Below are 15,592 nucleotides of genomic sequence, written 5' to 3' on the forward strand. Positions count from 1 at the left end.
CTAAGGTATAGAATGGACTTCTTTGTTAAAGGTTTTGGATTTACCGTTGTATTCAAGGGTCAAAGTGATTTTATAGATGTTGTTTCTTTCTTTTACAATTTTTGTATTAGGGAAGTCGGAAATTTTGATGTCTGGATACGAGGATTCAATCTTTTCACCTCCGACATAGAGTGAAACCATTCCGCCATCATTTTTAAATCCGGTGATGTTTGCCGGCGAATCTTTTTCGACGATATAATACCCTTCAGTCTCCGATTGAACGATTTTTTCCACATTGTTTTCACTGAGGGAAAAAATATAATTTGACAAATTCTCCAAATAGTAATCCGCGACATCCCGTACATTGGCGGAAGTGATTATTTTTTCTTTGTGATTAAAGAACATGCCAAATAACACATTGAAAGCCAAAAGGGCAATTATTGTACCCAACACCAATACCGCCAACACTTCTACTAATGTCATTCCCTTTGAATTCCAATTTTTCATCATAGTTCAACATATCCTTCTATTTCGCTTTTTCCAATCAAATCTTTGATGCTGGTTGTTCCATTCGTAATGATCTCCACCCGTTTTACTTTTACAACAACCGGTCTTAAGCCGAAATCGCTTATTTCTTGTTTGTTTGCTTTCCTCGCATAGGCGCTCACTTGATATGTTTCATGATTCATTTCAACAAAATAGCAATCTTTCCCATTGATTTTTTTGGTCGAAAGATTTTCCATATTAATGGAGCTTAAGGGGATTTCAACTTCCTGATCCGGATTGGAAGCTGTTTCGATTGCTTCTTTTACGATGTGATTTTCCGCTTTCAGCCGTTCCAAAATGGTTTCCGCCAAATCAATCACAACCAGTTTTTCGTTATTAATCGAATTGGTCTTATTCGATTGAATAACGAGTTGGGCAACGCTTAATAAAACAATCGTTATGATAAGGAGGCTGGCGACCACTTCGACGAGGGTCAGCCCCTTTTCATTAAGCTTCATATTTTGCCACTCCTTAAGTCATAGTTAGTCGTAGTAGATAAAAAAATCAAATCAATAATGTGAAAATAGAAATAGAACAACTAAAATATAGTTTATTCCAAACAACAAATCTACTAGATTAAACAGAAATTGTTTTGAGATTCTTTGACAAAATGATTCTTTTATATTATTGCAAAAGAAACCAAGAAAATGTAATAGTCCGAAAGATATATTTATATATACCCTTTGAATAAAAAAACAAACCCTGCATCGCGAAAGGCAGGGTTTGTTCCGGTTTTACGGGAAGAGTTTAAGATTGATTTTCTTGCTTTTCCCATTTCAATACATTTTGTTTTTCCACGATTAGAGCGCCGTTTTTCTTATCAAATATGGCTACAGTCACTACTGATAAATTTTCAAATTGCGCATGGGGCTTCATTTTTAATATTACGTAATATTCATCATCTTCATCATATTCTTTTTCAAAAGTGAAGATGGCGTATTCGCCTTCCTTTGGCTCGCGATAACCGATTGATTGTATCGCTTCAAACCGTTTCTCGAAAGGATATTCTTTTGCAACGGCATAAGCCTTATCCAATTCCGATTCCACCACTTTGGTCGCCTCGGCAATCTCTTCTTCGGAAAATTCGATGTTTTGATCTTTGATTGTAAAATAAACAATCGCAACTGCAGAGATAAGAAAAATAATGACAAGAGTGATGACTGTGATAATGAGAGGTTTGCCGCCTCTTTGATTGGAAAGATATTTCATAAGTTACACCTACTTCGGTATGGAATGAAATCTATTTTCAATGTAAACGAAAACACAAAAAAATGCCAGTGGTGCAAAAAGAATGTCCCTTCATTGTCACAAATTTCGATTTAAAATTCATGATTTTCTTGGTTAGGCAAAAAATTGTAACAATTATGAAAAGGAATGTACAAAATTATATAAAAATAATAAAGTCTAAATGAATATAATGCTTAGTATAAGGGTACTATTATATTAAGTATAACATCAAATTCCAGTTTATGTAAAAATAATTAGTTAGTTGCACATGTTTCTATCGGATTTTTAAAAAATTTTAATAAAATAGGAAAAAAGTATGATACAAAAGTTTGAAAATTATTGTATTCTTTTTTTGAGTTAGAAAAGGCAGGGAAAAATGGAATAAAAAATAGTATTTTTCAACTAAAAATAATAAAAAAATAACATAAAATAATGAGGTGGATAGTTTGAAAACTATAAAATCACGTAAAGCTTTCACCTTCGTCCTGGTGGCTGCTGTCTTGGTTTGCTTACTGATTCCGGCACAATCCTATTTGACAGCTTTTGCGGACGAGAAGCGATCGAATGGTTCTACCATTGGTGGCATTGATGTTTCCGGTCTGAAAGATCAGGAAATAAAAAAAGTGCTGGAAAATGCCATTGATGAATGGGCATCAGAGCCGATCGTCATCCGGGGTGGAGGTGAAGAACTGAGCATTGACCCGCAAGAAATCATATTTGATATTGATCGGGCGATCGATGAATATCGAGATTCAACAGATAAACCTTTCTATCTTTTTTGGAAATCAGAAGAAGTTGTACATATTCCGATACATATTTCAGATAGTGAATCTATCAAAGAACAAATATCATACATAACCATTTGGGATACGGAAGATACATATAAACGGGTTTTAGCGCAAGCATCATACTTGGAGTCTCATGAAATTGAGGCGGTTGTAACAGACACCACACAATTGGAGAATGAGAGAATCGCATTGTCCATTGAAAAAATTCCAGCCAATACAAAAGGTGTACAAGCATTGGCGGAAGAATTGAACGAATACATATTAGAGCCGAACGAAGCTTTTTCACTATTAACAGTGTTGGAAAATTTGACGGATTCCGCAAATACGGAAGGTTTAAATTTTGTCGGATCGATGATTTACAACACCGTTTTGCAGGCAAATATCGAAATTATGGAGAGACATGCCCAAAAAGAATTACCTGGTTATTTACAGCCGGGATTGAACGTCTCCGTAGATGCGTTCAGTGAGAAAGATCTGCAATTTATCAACGTATCGAAACATCCATATTTACTGAAAATGTCCGTCGAAGGAGAAAATTTAAAAGTAGAGTTGTATTCCAGTGTGAAAGATGTAACGGTTCGGGTTTCCGTTCAACAGCAAACGATTGCTCCCCGAATCATCAACAGATTTTCAAAAGATTTGCCGATGGGAAGTTCCAGATTGATTCAAGAAGGAAAACAAGGACTTCGGGTGACCGTTACAAGAACAATGACGGATAGCAACGGTGAAGAAAAAACTGAAGAAATTAGTCGTGATTATTATGCGCCGACAAACCGGATCGTGTTAAAATCAGCCATTCAACCGAAAGAATCGGCTGAAGAAGAAACGGGTCCAAATTCCGGCAACGTGGACAACTTGGATTTGGATGGAAACGGACTGCCTGATTTTGAACAAAACAACAATAAAACTGACGGCAATTCCAATCAAGACAAGGACAAAAATAAAGACGAATTACCTCCTGGAAGTTACTATGACAAGGGTGGGAATTTAGTAACTTCATAGAAAGCGAGGGGAAACATATGAAATATCGCAAGCGGCTCGGGGATTTGCTCGTTGAAGCAGGTGTCATAACACCCGGACAACTCGAATACGCATTGAAAAATAAGTCAAGCGATGAAAAGTTGGGAGATTTTTTAATCCGTGAAAATATATTGACAGAGCAACAACTGATAGAAGTGCTCGAATTCCAACTGGGTGTTCCCCATATCAACTTGAGCCAATATCCAATCGATCCGGAAGTGCTCCAACTCGTGCCGGCGGAATTGGCAAAAAGGGCGCAAGTAATGCCTATACGGCGGGATAAAAATAAATTGTTCATCGCCATGGCGGACCCGATGGACTATTTCGCCATCGAAGAAGTGAGGATGGCAACCGGGTGCCATATAGAGACGGGCATTGCGGCGAAAGACGATTTGTATCGAACGATTGCCAAATATTACGATTTGCAGGAATCAATGGATGCGGCAATGGCTGACATAAACATTGATGCGAACGAAGCGGCGGATACACAGATAACCGATGATGATTCACCCATTGTCCGCTTGGTGAATCAGTTGATTTCCAATGCGGTGTTGTTAAGGGCGAGTGATATTCACTTTGATCCGCAAGAAACGGATTTCCGTGTAAGGTACCGGATTGACGGGGTTCTCAGAACTGAACGTTCAATCCCGAAACATATGCAAAATATGATTACAGCCCGCATAAAAATCATGGGGAATTTAAATATTACGGAAAATCGCATTCCGCAAGACGGCCGCATTAAAACGACGATCAATTTCCGACCGGTGGATATCCGGTTGTCGACATTGCCCACAATTTACGGAGAAAAAATTGTGATGCGGATCCTCGATTTGAGCAATGCGGCAACAAGCATCGATAAATTGGGATTCAGCAAACTGAATGAACAATTGTTCAGAAACATGATATCCAAACCGAATGGCATCGTATTGATCACTGGCCCTACCGGTTCCGGGAAATCGACGACATTGTACGCGGCCTTATCTGAACTGAACAAAGAAGGCGTCAATATCATTACCGTTGAAGATCCGGTGGAATACCGATTGGAAGGAATCAATCAAATTCAAGTGAAAGAAGAAGTGGGATTGACCTTTGCGGCAGGATTGCGTTCCATTCTCCGACAAGACCCGGACATTATTATGATAGGAGAAATAAGGGATTTGGAAACTGCGCAAATTGCAACCCGGGCATCGCTGACCGGACACTTGGTTTTAAGCACGCTCCATACGAACAATGCCGTTGAATCGATTTCCAGACTGGAAGATATGGGCATTGAATCGTTCTTGATTGCATCTTCCGTAGTTGGTGTAGTGGCTCAACGTTTAGTAAGACGGGTTTGCCGTGACTGTGCGGAAACGGTGCCGGCAACCTCGAGGGAAAAGGAACTGTTTGCCAAAGAAGGTTTGCAGATTGAGAACGTGCTCAGGGGGCGCGGCTGTCCTGCCTGCAACCATACAGGTTATAAAGGAAGAATTGCGATTCATGAAATATTGCCGATAGATCGGACGGTAAGAGAATACATATCACAGCGGAAAGGGATTGCGGCGATAATGGCTTACATGAAGCGCGAAGGTTATCGTACTTTGCTAGGGGACGGTTTCTTGAAAGTATTGGATGGACTGACAACAACAGAAGAAGTATTACGCGTGGCAACGGTTGAATAGAAAGGGATGAGCTATGAATATTTCAATAGAAGATATTCTGAGAAGCGCTTTTGAAAATAATGCTTCGGATATACATATCACTGTCGGAACACCGCCGATTTTCCGGATCCACGGAATGTTGGAGAAATTTGGGGATGTGGAATTCTCTGCCGAAGAAATTGAAGAGATGGTCAATCAGCTTTTGCCCAAGTACAAGTTGAAGGGATATCGAATAAAAGGTGATGCCGATTTTAATTATACATACAATGAAAACGTTCGATTCCGTGTAAATGTTTATAAACAGCGAAATGCGCCGGCAATCGCATTCCGGTTGATTCCTACCAAAATTCCGACGATTAGATCTTTGGAAATGCCAAAAGTGCTATTTGATTTGGCGGAAAGAGCACAAGGGCTTGTATTGGTCACAGGTCCTACAGGTTCCGGGAAATCTTCGACCTTGGCGGCAATGATCAATCATATTAACGAAACAATGAAAAAACATATTATCACCCTTGAAGATCCAATTGAATTTATTCATTCTCACAAAAATTCGATTGTGAATCAACGGGAAGTCGGTACAGATGTAAGAAATTTCGCCACCGGCTTAAGAGCGGCGTTGCGGCAAGACCCGGATGTGATTCTCGTCGGGGAGATGAGGGATTTGGAAACCATCTCAACGGCAATCACGGCTGCGGAAACCGGACATTTGGTGTTTGGAACTCTTCATACATTGGATGCGCCGTCCGCGATCAATCGTATCATCGATGTCTTTCCGCCCCATCAGCAAAATCAGATTCGTTCGCAATTGGCCAGTGTATTGGAAGGCGTCATTTCACAGCGTCTGTTCGTCAGAAAAGATAAAAAAGGCCGTGTGGCGGCAACGGAAATTCTTGTTGCCGTGCCATCTGTAAAAAATTTAATACGCAGTGAAAAAATTGAACAAATTCCAAATATTATGCAAACAAGCCGGGCGTTGGGTATGCATACGATGCAACATTCAATCCAGGAATTGCTTGCAAAAGGGCAAGTGTCGTTGGAAGAAGTCAAACCATACATGAACGTTGGTGATTACCGGTGACCATTTACAGGTATGTTGGAAGGACGAGAAGGGGAGAGTTGACGAAGGGGAAAATTGATGCCCCGAGCAAAAAAGCGGCAATCGCAAAGCTCAGGGAGCGGGGCATCAATCCCCGGGAAATCAATGAATCTTCGAACATTCTTGACAAAGAATTCAATCTGGGCAGATCGAAAGTAAAAAATCAGGATTTCGTCATTTATTGCCGTCAATTTGCCACATTGATCCGGGCGGGGGTTTCAGTCGTTGATGCGACGAATATATTGGCCCGCCAAACGAGAAGCAAACCGTTAAAGAGGGCATTGGAACAGGTGGAGGAAGATCTCCGGTCGGGTCTCTCTTTTTCGAAAGCGACGAAAAAACATCCAAAAGTGTTTCCGGATTTGTTCGTCAACATGATGATGTCCGCTGAAGTGACCGGAAACCTGGATACGATTTTGGACAAATTGGCGACAACATTTGAAAAGCAGTACAACTTGAAGAAAAAAGTGCAATCTTCCATGACATATCCGTTGGTATTGCTTGTACTGACCATCGTGGTAGCCGTATTTATGATGGTGGTCATAGTCCCATCTTTTATCGATTCCTTTGAGTCGATGGGTGCCGAGCTGCCGGCCATTACGATCTTTACCATCAAAATCAGCGAAATATTGCAACATTATTGGTGGAGCGTGCTGGGCGCGATTCTTATTATTGTGTTGGTGTTTTACTACCTATATAAAAATAACGGGAAATTTCACTATGGTGTGCATTATACATTGTTAAGAATTCCGATTTTCGGACCATTATTGCAAAAGTCCGCACTTTCAAGAATGATGTCCAACCTTTCTTCATTATTCAGCAGTGCCGTACCGATTTTGGAATGTTTGACGATTGTGGAAAAGGTGATCGGCAACCCGGTCATCGGGAAAGTGGTGAAAGAAGCGCGGAACAGCCTAGAGAAGGGGAGCACTTTGACGGAACCTTTGGAAAAAAGCTGGCTGTTTCCTCCGCTGGTGACATCGATGGTATCCATCGGGGAAAAGACGGGAACCCTCGATTTCATGCTCCAGAAAGCGGCGGAGTTTTACGAGGAGGAAGTCGACCGCACTGTCAATACGTTGAAGTCTCTGATTGAACCGGTCATGATTCTCTTTCTGGCAGTCATTGTCGGTGGAATCGTTGCATCCATCTTCTTGCCGATGTTCAGTTTATACGAACAAATGTAATATAAATCAAATGCATCATTCCATTGTAAGGAGGTGAGAACGCTGAAGGAAACGCACGTACATAATCATAACGACCACATCACACATAAAAAAATTGGAGGAGGAATACATATGAAAAAATTGTTGAAAAAACGTTTGAAAAACGAAAAAGGTTTGACATTGGTTGAATTGCTGGCGGTAGTGGTGATTTTAGGAATTGTTGCCGCAATCGCCATTCCGGCTATCGGAAACATCATTGAAAACTCCAAATATAACGGGGTCAAAGCTGATGCCATCAATGTTTTGAATGCGGCAAATATTTATTTTACAGAAAATGATGATAAAGCAGAGGTGACACTAGCAAAATTAGAATCTGAAGGATATTTGGACACTGCCGGTGCATTGAAGAAAGCAGAAACTGTAACAATTAATAAAGAGAATGGAAAAATTAAGCTTACAACAGATCCTATTGTTTACTCAGGAAATAAAACAGTTGAATTTAATAAAGCTTCAATTGATGATATTAATAAAGATACTAATAAAGGAAGTTCTGATGGTGATAAAGTAATCAAAGAGGCTTCTTCTAACTCCAATTAGTTTTTCAAAGAACACCCAATTCCATATTGGGTGTTCCATTGAGAAACTAATGAATTAATAAAGTTCATTAGTTTTTAAATTTAACCAAAGGAGCCCTGCGTATGTTTAGACGAAAGAATCAGTCGCATGTTTCCATTGAAATCAACGATTACGTACTTCGCTCCCTCGTAATGAAGGGCCCGGATCTATCGCAGGCGGAAGTATTTGAAATTGCCATACCGGAAGGGGTGATTGCCGAGTCCGAAATCAAGGATGAAATGGCGTTGTTTGATCTGCTGAAAGAGCTGTCCCCCCTGTGGAGAGGAAAAAAGCAATCTGTCCGCTTCATCGTACCGGATTCTTTCATTCTGCTGAAAGCTTTCGAGCATCCGGACGATGTGGAACCTTCAAAATTGAGGGAATATGCGGAAATGGAGATTGGCTATTCGATTCACCTTCCATTTGATGATCCGTTGATCGATGTATTTGACCCGGTGGAAGGGGACGGCAAGGCCATGATGTTTGCCGCCAACTCCGAACCGGTGAACCAATACATAAATTTGCTTTTGGATATACATACGTACCCGGAAGCTGCGGATGTCCGGGCCCTCTGTAATTTGAGATTGCTCGAATCCATGAACCTTTTGGATGACACAAAAACCTATCTGCTTACAAATTGGCTGATCAATGAATTGTCCATTACCATTTATTCAAAAGGGAATGTTGAATTCCAAAGATTTCAGCCGCTGGATACAGATTTGAGCAAATGGAAGGCGAAGGAAGCGGGTGAACATCAATTGGATTTCTCCTATTTGGGAGAGTTTGATGAATACCGCATGCTGATTACCGATCAAATGTTGGAGCTGGAGCGAATTATGGATTTCTTCCGTTTCTCCATCAGCAAGGAACAAAATGGAATCGATGAAATCATCGTTATGGGGGACAATCCGAATCTCAATAACATCCATTCCCATTTGAAGCAAAATTTCGAGTTGCCAATCAAACTCATTAATGACCAATTCATGAAAAAGCATTATCCAGGATTCAAGGCAAAACATGCAGCATTACTTGGACTTGCCTTAAAGGAGGTTAAATGATGATACCGGATATTAACCTGTTGCCGAAAGTTGATCGAAGGCAGTCCACATCCAAAACTGTATACATTGTATTATCCATTATCGCGTTGCTCTTTGTTGCATTCTTTGTGTTCCAGTATTTTAATTATCGTGGTGAAATTGCCGATTTGCGGAGCGAGGAGCAGCGGGTGATTGATGAGCGGAATCGGCTTCAAGCGGAACTGGACAGCATATCGGTTGACACTGGTTCATTAAAGCAATCGGTTGATTTTGTCGAAGCGATTTCTTATCCGGTTTCACCGATTCTTGATGAAACGATTCGTTTGCAGCCCGGACATTCTTATTTGAGGGAATATGCCTTTGATGCGCAAACGGCGGAAGTGTCCATGGATTTTGAAACATTAAGTGATATTTCCAAATATTTATCCCGATTATCAAGCAGTACATATTTCTTTGATGCACAAGTTTCATCCATAGAGCATTTTGAGCTTGGCAATCAGGAAGTGGAAGGGAAAGCGAATTTCAATGAAATTCCACGTTATGCGGTCAAATTTACTTTGTTGATCAATCAAAATGCTTTAGCTGCTGGAGGTGGTAACCAATGAAGTCATTAAGTGGGAAAAATTCGACCACTTTATTGTTGATCGTCCTCATAGCAGCACTGTTATTTGCTTTCTACTATTATATAATTCTGCCGAAAAAAGAAGAGGTTGAATCTCTTGAATCGTCCATTGAATCAACCCGCTCGGAAATATCATCGCTCGAGCAGCAAATCGAGGAGATCAACGCATCGAAAAACCTCGATCAGGCAACAATTTTTGAAATGCGGAAAAAAGTGCCTCAAACAAGAAACTTGGACGATTTGGTATTAAATATAGAAGAAACTCAATACGTCTCAGGAACAAAAATTTTATCCATCGATTTTAACAACTATGATACGCTTGTTGCTGATTCCGGATTTGACCGGCCGGATGCTTCTGCCGAAGAGGATGAAAGTGATGGGGAAAATGAAGGAACATCTCAAGGAGAAAACGAAGAAGAATCAGATGAAGCACCAGTTTCTCCGATCGATAATGAATCCTTGCCGCCAGAATTGAAATTAATCACCTTTGAAATTGACGTACAATCTCCGGACTTTCAGCATTTAGTAAACTTTATTAAAGAAATTGAAAAAATTGAACGTATCATGCACATCGATATCATCGATTTTTCATTGCCAGGTGAAGAAAATGAATTCGCCGAAAATCCGGAAGACAGCATCGAAGCAACAATCCAAGTGACAACCTTCTATTATGAAGGGGATGTGTAATCGATTGGAATTGTGAGGAGCGCTTTTATGGATATTTTGTATTCTGTTTTTTTCTTTCTGTTTGGGATTGTGTTAGGCTCGTTTTATAACGTTGTGGGACTTCGTGTTCCGTTAAAGGAGTCCATCATTACGCCGCCGTCCCATTGTCCGAAATGTCAAAGACGGTTAACCGCCATCGATTTGATTCCGGTGTTTTCATACATTTTTTTACATGGAAAATGCCGGACATGCGGCGCCAAAATATCACCCATTTATGTAGCAACAGAGCTACTAACCGGAGTGCTTTTCGTATGGAGTTATCTGTTGCTTGGACTATCGATTGAACTGGCCGTTGCACTCTTTTTCATTTCATTATTGGCCATAATCGTCGTTTCGGATATTCAATACATGATCATTCCAGATAAAGTGCTTCTTTTCTTTCTGCCTTTTCTGATCATCGGCCGTATCGCTTCCCCCCTTGAACCGTGGTGGGATTCCCTCCTCGGTGCTGCGGCCGGATTTGGCATTTTATATTTCATTGCTGTGATCTCAAAAGGCGGAATGGGTGGAGGCGATATTAAGCTGTTTTTCTTAATTGGGCTGGTTTTGGGAACCGTGAAGACATTGCTCGCATTGTTTTTGGCCAGTGTTATTGGCGTGATTGTTGGAATCATTGTGATCAAAGTTCGCAAGCAAAGCCGCAAAGTCCCGGTTCCTTTTGGGCCATCCATTGCCGTTGCGGCCATCATTGTATATTTTTACGGCGATGCAATGATCCGATGGTATTGGAATTTGTTTTAAAGTGTAGAAACCTCTGCTGATTTGGAGCTTTAATAATATGGTGGATAATGGATAGATGATGAATCCGCATCCCAAAAGTTGGACTGGAAAAGCTGACTTTTGGGGTGTTTTTTTATTGGAAAATGCAATGGTGTGAATTTTGAAGGGTTTCCGGAAAAATTCAAAAAGCGGATAAGCGGTGAAACGAAAATCAGAAGTTTATGCTATTCGTTGAAGATGGGCAGGGCTAATAAGATTTGAAGACAAAAAGAAACGGATACCGAATAAAATTTCCATGTTGACATTATAAGCGTAAAAATGGTAAAAACAATAAAGAAAGAGTAATATTGTAACAGAAAATTCATATGGTTTGATGAGCTAACCAAAGATGATAAAGTAATGTTTCTCTATGAATAGTCATAAAGAATTATGTTGTTGGGAGATTTTTCAAAAATAATAGTAGCTGGTACAAGCCCCAACCTCTCCGATAGGGACTTTATACCAGCAAACTGATTGGATTGTGTAATTGGAACTGATTTTAAGGGTAACTGCCCTTTCTCTGTTCTTTGATCCTTTTAAAGGATGTTATGTATAAAAGGGAACTTATTATAAATTGGAAAGAGAGACAGTATTCAACTTACGGCCTTTGTCAATCAGAAAAGGCTCTTCAAACATGGTTCATAAAAAATTCAAAAATATGATGATGAAGGATTTACTATGCAAGATGAATTTTGTCGACATCATTTGCATGTTGACCTGAAAAGAAAATTAGCCGGCATAAGTTCATCCCATATCTTACTTATGCCAGCTAAAAGCTTAAGCTGGGTATTCCAAATTGAAATAAAGAACAGCTTGTCCAGAAAGCTTATAAAGAAACTTTCTGTTTGTCAGGATTAAAGAAGACCGCCTAAAAGGCTGTTAAGTAAACCAAGTACTAATTGTAATAAGTTTCCTAGTAATTCCATGACTACACCTCCCAGCATTATGTATAGCCTGTCTTACTTTTGTCGAAGAATGATCTTCGAATCGGAGTAGTACAGACATCTTACATAATGAATATAAAATTTCTCAATATTACCGTCAATGGTATAAAATTACTTAATAGTATTTATGGATAAATAGTAACTTTTTCTAAAAATCCAAAAGGCCGCACGACCTATTATTTTTGATGAACTGGTTATATTATAATAAAAAACTATTAATTAACAGAATTATTAGTGATTGAAAAAGAAATATCTTTAAATATTGCTATAGTGAAAATAATAATTTATGGAATTGGAAGATGCTCTTTTCCCATTGTAAGCAGAAAGCTCTATTCCGGTCCGAATCTCTATTAGTAAAAATGAATCTTTTTTCTGTCAAACCTTTGTCACTATGAAGCAAAAGATGTCGAAAACAATCGGAATATGCAGCATTTAAAGTAAGAAATGTTCAAACTCTTTGCCTTTGGTCAGGAATATTTTAGCCATAAAGGAGGAAACCTGCATAAAACCGATAATTGGCATCACGTTGGATTGGGATGATGGGATATATAAGGTTAATGAGGCGTACGTGAAAGCGGTGGTGGATGCGGGAGGAGTCCCAGTCTGCCTGCCATATGCCGAAGAATCGGCTGGCGACCGGATGATTTGTACAATTGATGGGTTATTGCTTACCGGCGGAGGGGATATCAATCCAATTTTCTTTGGAGAAGAACCGCTTCCAAAGTTGGGAAGGGTCTTCACGAAACGGGATGAACGGGAAATCCAATGGACAAAACTGGCGATCCAACACCATATTCCGATTCTTGCCATTTGCCGTGGTTTGCAAGTATTGAATGTGGCGCTTGGGGGAACCATTTACCAGGATATTTATGATCAATTGGAAGGAAAGGTTCTCCTTCATTCCCAAACCTCTCCCCGCTTTGAAACGTCCCATTTTGTACAGCTTCAAAAACAAAGCCGATTGAGCCGAATTGTTCAATCGGACAAAATCTCAGTAAATTCCTTCCATCATCAGGCGATTAAGGATGTTGCGGCAGATCTCAGGGTTGTCGGAGTATCAAGCGATGGCATAGTGGAAGCGGTGGAACATCAAACGGCTCCGTTCTGTCTGGGCGTTCAATGGCATCCGGAACAATTGGCCATTTGCGGCGAAGAGGTTTCAAAGAAGTTATTTGAAGCATTTGTTGATGTCTGTAGAAAAAAATAAAATAAAAAAACTCGCATTCCAATTAAGAGATTGCGAGTTTTTTTATTTCATTAATGAAATCTTCGGTACAAACCAACAACGATTCCCAAGATGGTCACTTTATCCACAATAATCGGATCCATCGCCGAGTTTTCCGGTTGAAGGCGGAAGTGGTCTTTTTCCTTATAAAAACGTTTCACGGTCGCTTCATTTTCTTCGGTCATGGCAACTACAATATCCCCATTATTCGCAGTGGATGTTTTCTTTACAATGACATAATCCCCGTCCAAAATCCCTGCTTCAATCATCGAATCTCCCATCACTTCCAACATGAATAATTGATCGTTGCTTGTTCCGTATGCGTCAGGTAAAGGAAAGTATTCCTCGATGTTCTCGATCGCTGTAATTGGGCTTCCGGCAGTCACCCGGCCAACCAAAGGCACATGAATTACCGATTGTTTTTGCGGTTCTTCTTCACCATCCAATATTTCAATCGCCCGAGGTTTTGTCGGGTCTCTTCGGATATATCCTTTTTGTTCCAGGCGCGTAAGGTGACCATGTACTGTTGAGCTGGAGGCAAGCCCAACCGCCTCACCTATTTCCCGAACGGATGGAGGATATCCTTTTGCCCGAACTTCCTTCTTTATAAATTCCAAAATATCTCTTTGCCTTTTTGACAGCTTTTCCATCGTGGTCACCTCTAATGTGAATAGTTTTACATATTTTACATATAGTATAGCAATGAATCTCGGAGAATGCAAACACAAGTTCGAAAAACACTCTTGACAAAAACGTACGTTCGTATTAAAGTAAGAACAGATATTCGGAACAAACATTCGTAAAAGGGGAAGAAAATTATGGCTTGGTTACAAAGAAATCATTACTTAAAAGTGCTGATTATTGTTTCTTTAATCATAATTGCTTATATTTTTATTACAGATGAAGGGGAATTGACTTTCGAACAAATTACAATCAAAGAAGGCGATACCCTTTGGACATTGGCGGATCGCTATAAAGGAAATTTGACGAAAGAGGATTGGATTCGGATGGTGGCGGTTGAAAACAATCTTGACGGAGAACATATCATTGCCGGAGAAACGTTGATGATCCCGGTTCCGAAAGATGCGATCTATATTGCCATTAATGAAGAGGATGAAATTCAATCAGTAAAGGTAGCGAGCAAACGATAATGGGAAATAACAAGGCGGTTATTTATGCAAGAGTAAGTACGGAAAAAGCTGAACAGGAAACTTCCCTGGAACGGCAAAAGGAAGAGCTTTCACGATATGCCCGAAGTTTGGGCTTTCGTGTGGATAATATATTTGAAGATTGCCACAGCGGTTATGATGTAGATCGTGATGGACTGCTTGAAATGCTGGATTATATTTCGGAAAATGAAATTTCTGCTGTCTTCGTACAGGATGAAACCCGATTAGGCCGTGGACATGCCCGGGTAGCGGTACTGCATTTGCTTAAAAAAAGCGAGACGGATGTATATTCCCTTAATGATGCCGGTCCATTGAAATTGAACGAAATGGACGAAATGCTGTTGAAAATATTAGCGATTGTAGAGGAGTATCAACGGAAAATACATAATGCAAAAATTCAGCGGGGAATGCGCCGGGCCGTTGAAAACGGATATCGTCCCGAACGGAATTTCAAAAATAAACATAATCGTGAGGGAAGGGGCCGGATTGAAGTTCCTGTTGAAGAAATTGTCAAGCTGCGGGAAAAGGGGTTGACATTTCAAGAAATTGCATCCACTTTAAGAGGATTGGGATATGATGTGAGCAAAGCAACCGTTCACCGCAGATATATGGAATATAAAGAAAGACTTGAAGGCTAATCTGCTTGCACTTCGGGTCTTTTTTTCATATTCTTTTTGTATTGAAAGGGAAAGGTGTGATTGAATGTTACCAAAAGAAAAGATCGACCGTATCAATGAATTAACAAGAAAAGCAAGAGAGGGCAAATTGACGGAAGAGGAAGCAAAAGAGCGAACATTGCTTCGGAAGGAATATTTGGAGTCTTTCCGGGAATCTTTCAGAAAGACCATCGAAAACGTGCAAATTTTTGATATTGAAGGAAATGATGTTACACCGGAAAAAATAAAACAACTTCGCCGCAACCGATTAAATTGACGAAGTCCTGGTGATGTCAAATAAATGTAAGCTAACACACAATATTCCTAAAAAATAGATTGTTTTCTATGGAAATGTTGTCTAAACTGAATACGGAACT

At 40.0% G+C, this 15,592-nt stretch carries 17 protein-coding genes; 13 read left to right on the top strand and 4 right to left on the bottom strand.

All coding sequences use genetic code 11. From position 1 onward, the window contains the following. From NST13_RS01395 to NST13_RS01405, 3 genes are all read right to left on the bottom strand, one after another. Positions 1-489, bottom strand: a complete 489-nt coding sequence (locus tag NST13_RS01395) for a prepilin-type N-terminal cleavage/methylation domain-containing protein (RefSeq protein WP_342581212.1) — start codon at positions 487-489, stop codon at positions 1-3. Continuing rightward, positions 486-983, bottom strand: a complete 498-nt coding sequence (locus NST13_RS01400; protein WP_342581213.1) for a prepilin-type N-terminal cleavage/methylation domain-containing protein — start codon at positions 981-983, stop codon at positions 486-488. The genes NST13_RS01395 and NST13_RS01400 overlap by 4 nt, the downstream gene beginning before the upstream one ends. A gap of 289 nt (positions 984-1,272) precedes the next feature. Continuing rightward, complete coding sequence (locus tag NST13_RS01405; RefSeq protein WP_342581214.1) at positions 1,273-1,734, bottom strand: hypothetical protein; 462 nt, start codon at positions 1,732-1,734, stop codon at positions 1,273-1,275. A 464-nt stretch (positions 1,735-2,198) separates the two neighbouring features. Here NST13_RS01405 and NST13_RS01410 point away from each other — a divergent pair, with 464 nt between their 5' ends. From NST13_RS01410 to NST13_RS01455, 10 genes are all read left to right on the top strand, one after another. Next, positions 2,199-3,542, top strand: coding sequence for a VanW family protein (locus NST13_RS01410; RefSeq protein WP_342469766.1), 1,344 nt, complete (start codon positions 2,199-2,201; stop codon positions 3,540-3,542). A gap of 17 nt (positions 3,543-3,559) precedes the next feature. After that, positions 3,560-5,221: a GspE/PulE family protein gene (locus NST13_RS01415; RefSeq protein WP_342581215.1), complete on the top strand. Its 1,662-nt coding sequence runs from the start codon at positions 3,560-3,562 to the stop codon at positions 5,219-5,221. Between the two features lie 13 nt (positions 5,222-5,234). Then, entirely contained in the window at positions 5,235-6,278 is a 1,044-nt protein-coding gene (locus tag NST13_RS01420; RefSeq protein ID WP_342581216.1) for a type IV pilus twitching motility protein PilT, read from the top strand. Beyond that, positions 6,275-7,483 (top strand): type II secretion system F family protein, encoded by a 1,209-nt coding sequence (locus tag NST13_RS01425; RefSeq protein WP_342581217.1) that lies wholly within the window; start codon positions 6,275-6,277, stop codon positions 7,481-7,483. The genes NST13_RS01420 and NST13_RS01425 overlap by 4 nt, the downstream gene beginning before the upstream one ends. A gap of 111 nt (positions 7,484-7,594) precedes the next feature. Then, positions 7,595-8,059 carry a prepilin-type N-terminal cleavage/methylation domain-containing protein gene (locus tag NST13_RS01430; RefSeq protein ID WP_342581218.1) on the top strand — a complete coding sequence of 155 codons (465 nt, stop codon included), beginning with the start codon at positions 7,595-7,597 and terminating at the stop codon, positions 8,057-8,059. Positions 8,060-8,160: 101 nt separating this feature from the next. Next, positions 8,161-9,135, top strand: coding sequence for a pilus assembly protein PilM (locus tag NST13_RS01435; protein WP_342581219.1), 975 nt, complete (start codon positions 8,161-8,163; stop codon positions 9,133-9,135). Further along, positions 9,135-9,719: a hypothetical protein gene (locus NST13_RS01440; protein ID WP_342469760.1), complete on the top strand. Its 585-nt coding sequence runs from the start codon at positions 9,135-9,137 to the stop codon at positions 9,717-9,719. Before NST13_RS01435 ends, NST13_RS01440 begins: the two co-directional genes overlap by 1 nt. Continuing rightward, entirely contained in the window at positions 9,716-10,423 is a 708-nt protein-coding gene (locus tag NST13_RS01445) for a potassium transporter (protein WP_342469759.1), read from the top strand. The genes NST13_RS01440 and NST13_RS01445 overlap by 4 nt, the downstream gene beginning before the upstream one ends. A gap of 27 nt (positions 10,424-10,450) precedes the next feature. Further along, positions 10,451-11,203 carry a prepilin peptidase gene (locus NST13_RS01450; RefSeq protein ID WP_342469758.1) on the top strand — a complete coding sequence of 251 codons (753 nt, stop codon included), beginning with the start codon at positions 10,451-10,453 and terminating at the stop codon, positions 11,201-11,203. A gap of 1,488 nt (positions 11,204-12,691) precedes the next feature. Next, positions 12,692-13,372, top strand: coding sequence for a gamma-glutamyl-gamma-aminobutyrate hydrolase family protein (locus tag NST13_RS01455; RefSeq protein WP_342581220.1), 681 nt, complete (start codon positions 12,692-12,694; stop codon positions 13,370-13,372). 50 nt (positions 13,373-13,422) lie between these two features. Here NST13_RS01455 and lexA read toward each other — a convergent pair whose 3' ends face one another. Beyond that, entirely contained in the window at positions 13,423-14,040 is a 618-nt protein-coding gene (lexA, locus tag NST13_RS01460; RefSeq protein ID WP_342469756.1) for a transcriptional repressor LexA, read from the bottom strand. A 168-nt stretch (positions 14,041-14,208) separates the two neighbouring features. Between lexA and NST13_RS01465 the strand changes: the two genes are divergently transcribed. From NST13_RS01465 to NST13_RS01475, 3 genes are all read left to right on the top strand, one after another. Then, positions 14,209-14,541 (top strand): LysM peptidoglycan-binding domain-containing protein, encoded by a 333-nt coding sequence (locus tag NST13_RS01465; protein WP_342581221.1) that lies wholly within the window; start codon positions 14,209-14,211, stop codon positions 14,539-14,541. Then, positions 14,541-15,197, top strand: coding sequence for a recombinase family protein (locus NST13_RS01470; protein WP_342469754.1), 657 nt, complete (start codon positions 14,541-14,543; stop codon positions 15,195-15,197). The genes NST13_RS01465 and NST13_RS01470 overlap by 1 nt, the downstream gene beginning before the upstream one ends. Before the next feature lie 64 nt (positions 15,198-15,261). Beyond that, positions 15,262-15,492 (top strand): DUF896 domain-containing protein, encoded by a 231-nt coding sequence (locus NST13_RS01475; protein WP_342469753.1) that lies wholly within the window; start codon positions 15,262-15,264, stop codon positions 15,490-15,492. The last annotated feature ends 100 nt before the right edge of the window (positions 15,493-15,592 follow it).

It is taken from the genome of Ureibacillus sp. FSL W7-1570, from assembly GCF_038593265.1.
Lineage (GTDB): Bacteria > Bacillota > Bacilli > Bacillales_A > Planococcaceae > Ureibacillus > Ureibacillus suwonensis.

Excerpts from the sequence above, each read along its gene's own strand:
- NST13_RS01395 (WP_342581212.1), bottom strand. The coding sequence starts at position 489 with ATGATGAAAAATTGGAATTCAAAGGGAATGACATTAGTAGAAGTGTTG.
- NST13_RS01400 (WP_342581213.1), bottom strand. The coding sequence starts at position 983 with ATGAAGCTTAATGAAAAGGGGCTGACCCTCGTCGAAGTGGTCGCCAGC.
- NST13_RS01405 (WP_342581214.1), bottom strand. The coding sequence starts at position 1,734 with ATGAAATATCTTTCCAATCAAAGAGGCGGCAAACCTCTCATTATCACA.
- NST13_RS01415 (WP_342581215.1), top strand. The coding sequence starts at position 3,560 with ATGAAATATCGCAAGCGGCTCGGGGATTTGCTCGTTGAAGCAGGTGTC.
- NST13_RS01420 (WP_342581216.1), top strand. The coding sequence starts at position 5,235 with ATGAATATTTCAATAGAAGATATTCTGAGAAGCGCTTTTGAAAATAAT.
- NST13_RS01430 (WP_342581218.1), top strand. The coding sequence starts at position 7,595 with ATGAAAAAATTGTTGAAAAAACGTTTGAAAAACGAAAAAGGTTTGACA.
- NST13_RS01435 (WP_342581219.1), top strand. The coding sequence starts at position 8,161 with ATGTTTAGACGAAAGAATCAGTCGCATGTTTCCATTGAAATCAACGAT.
- NST13_RS01440 (WP_342469760.1), top strand. The coding sequence starts at position 9,135 with ATGATACCGGATATTAACCTGTTGCCGAAAGTTGATCGAAGGCAGTCC.
- NST13_RS01445 (WP_342469759.1), top strand. The coding sequence starts at position 9,716 with ATGAAGTCATTAAGTGGGAAAAATTCGACCACTTTATTGTTGATCGTC.
- NST13_RS01450 (WP_342469758.1), top strand. The coding sequence starts at position 10,451 with ATGGATATTTTGTATTCTGTTTTTTTCTTTCTGTTTGGGATTGTGTTA.
- lexA (WP_342469756.1), bottom strand. The coding sequence starts at position 14,040 with ATGGAAAAGCTGTCAAAAAGGCAAAGAGATATTTTGGAATTTATAAAG.
- NST13_RS01465 (WP_342581221.1), top strand. The coding sequence starts at position 14,209 with ATGGCTTGGTTACAAAGAAATCATTACTTAAAAGTGCTGATTATTGTT.
- NST13_RS01470 (WP_342469754.1), top strand. The coding sequence starts at position 14,541 with ATGGGAAATAACAAGGCGGTTATTTATGCAAGAGTAAGTACGGAAAAA.
- NST13_RS01475 (WP_342469753.1), top strand. The coding sequence starts at position 15,262 with ATGTTACCAAAAGAAAAGATCGACCGTATCAATGAATTAACAAGAAAA.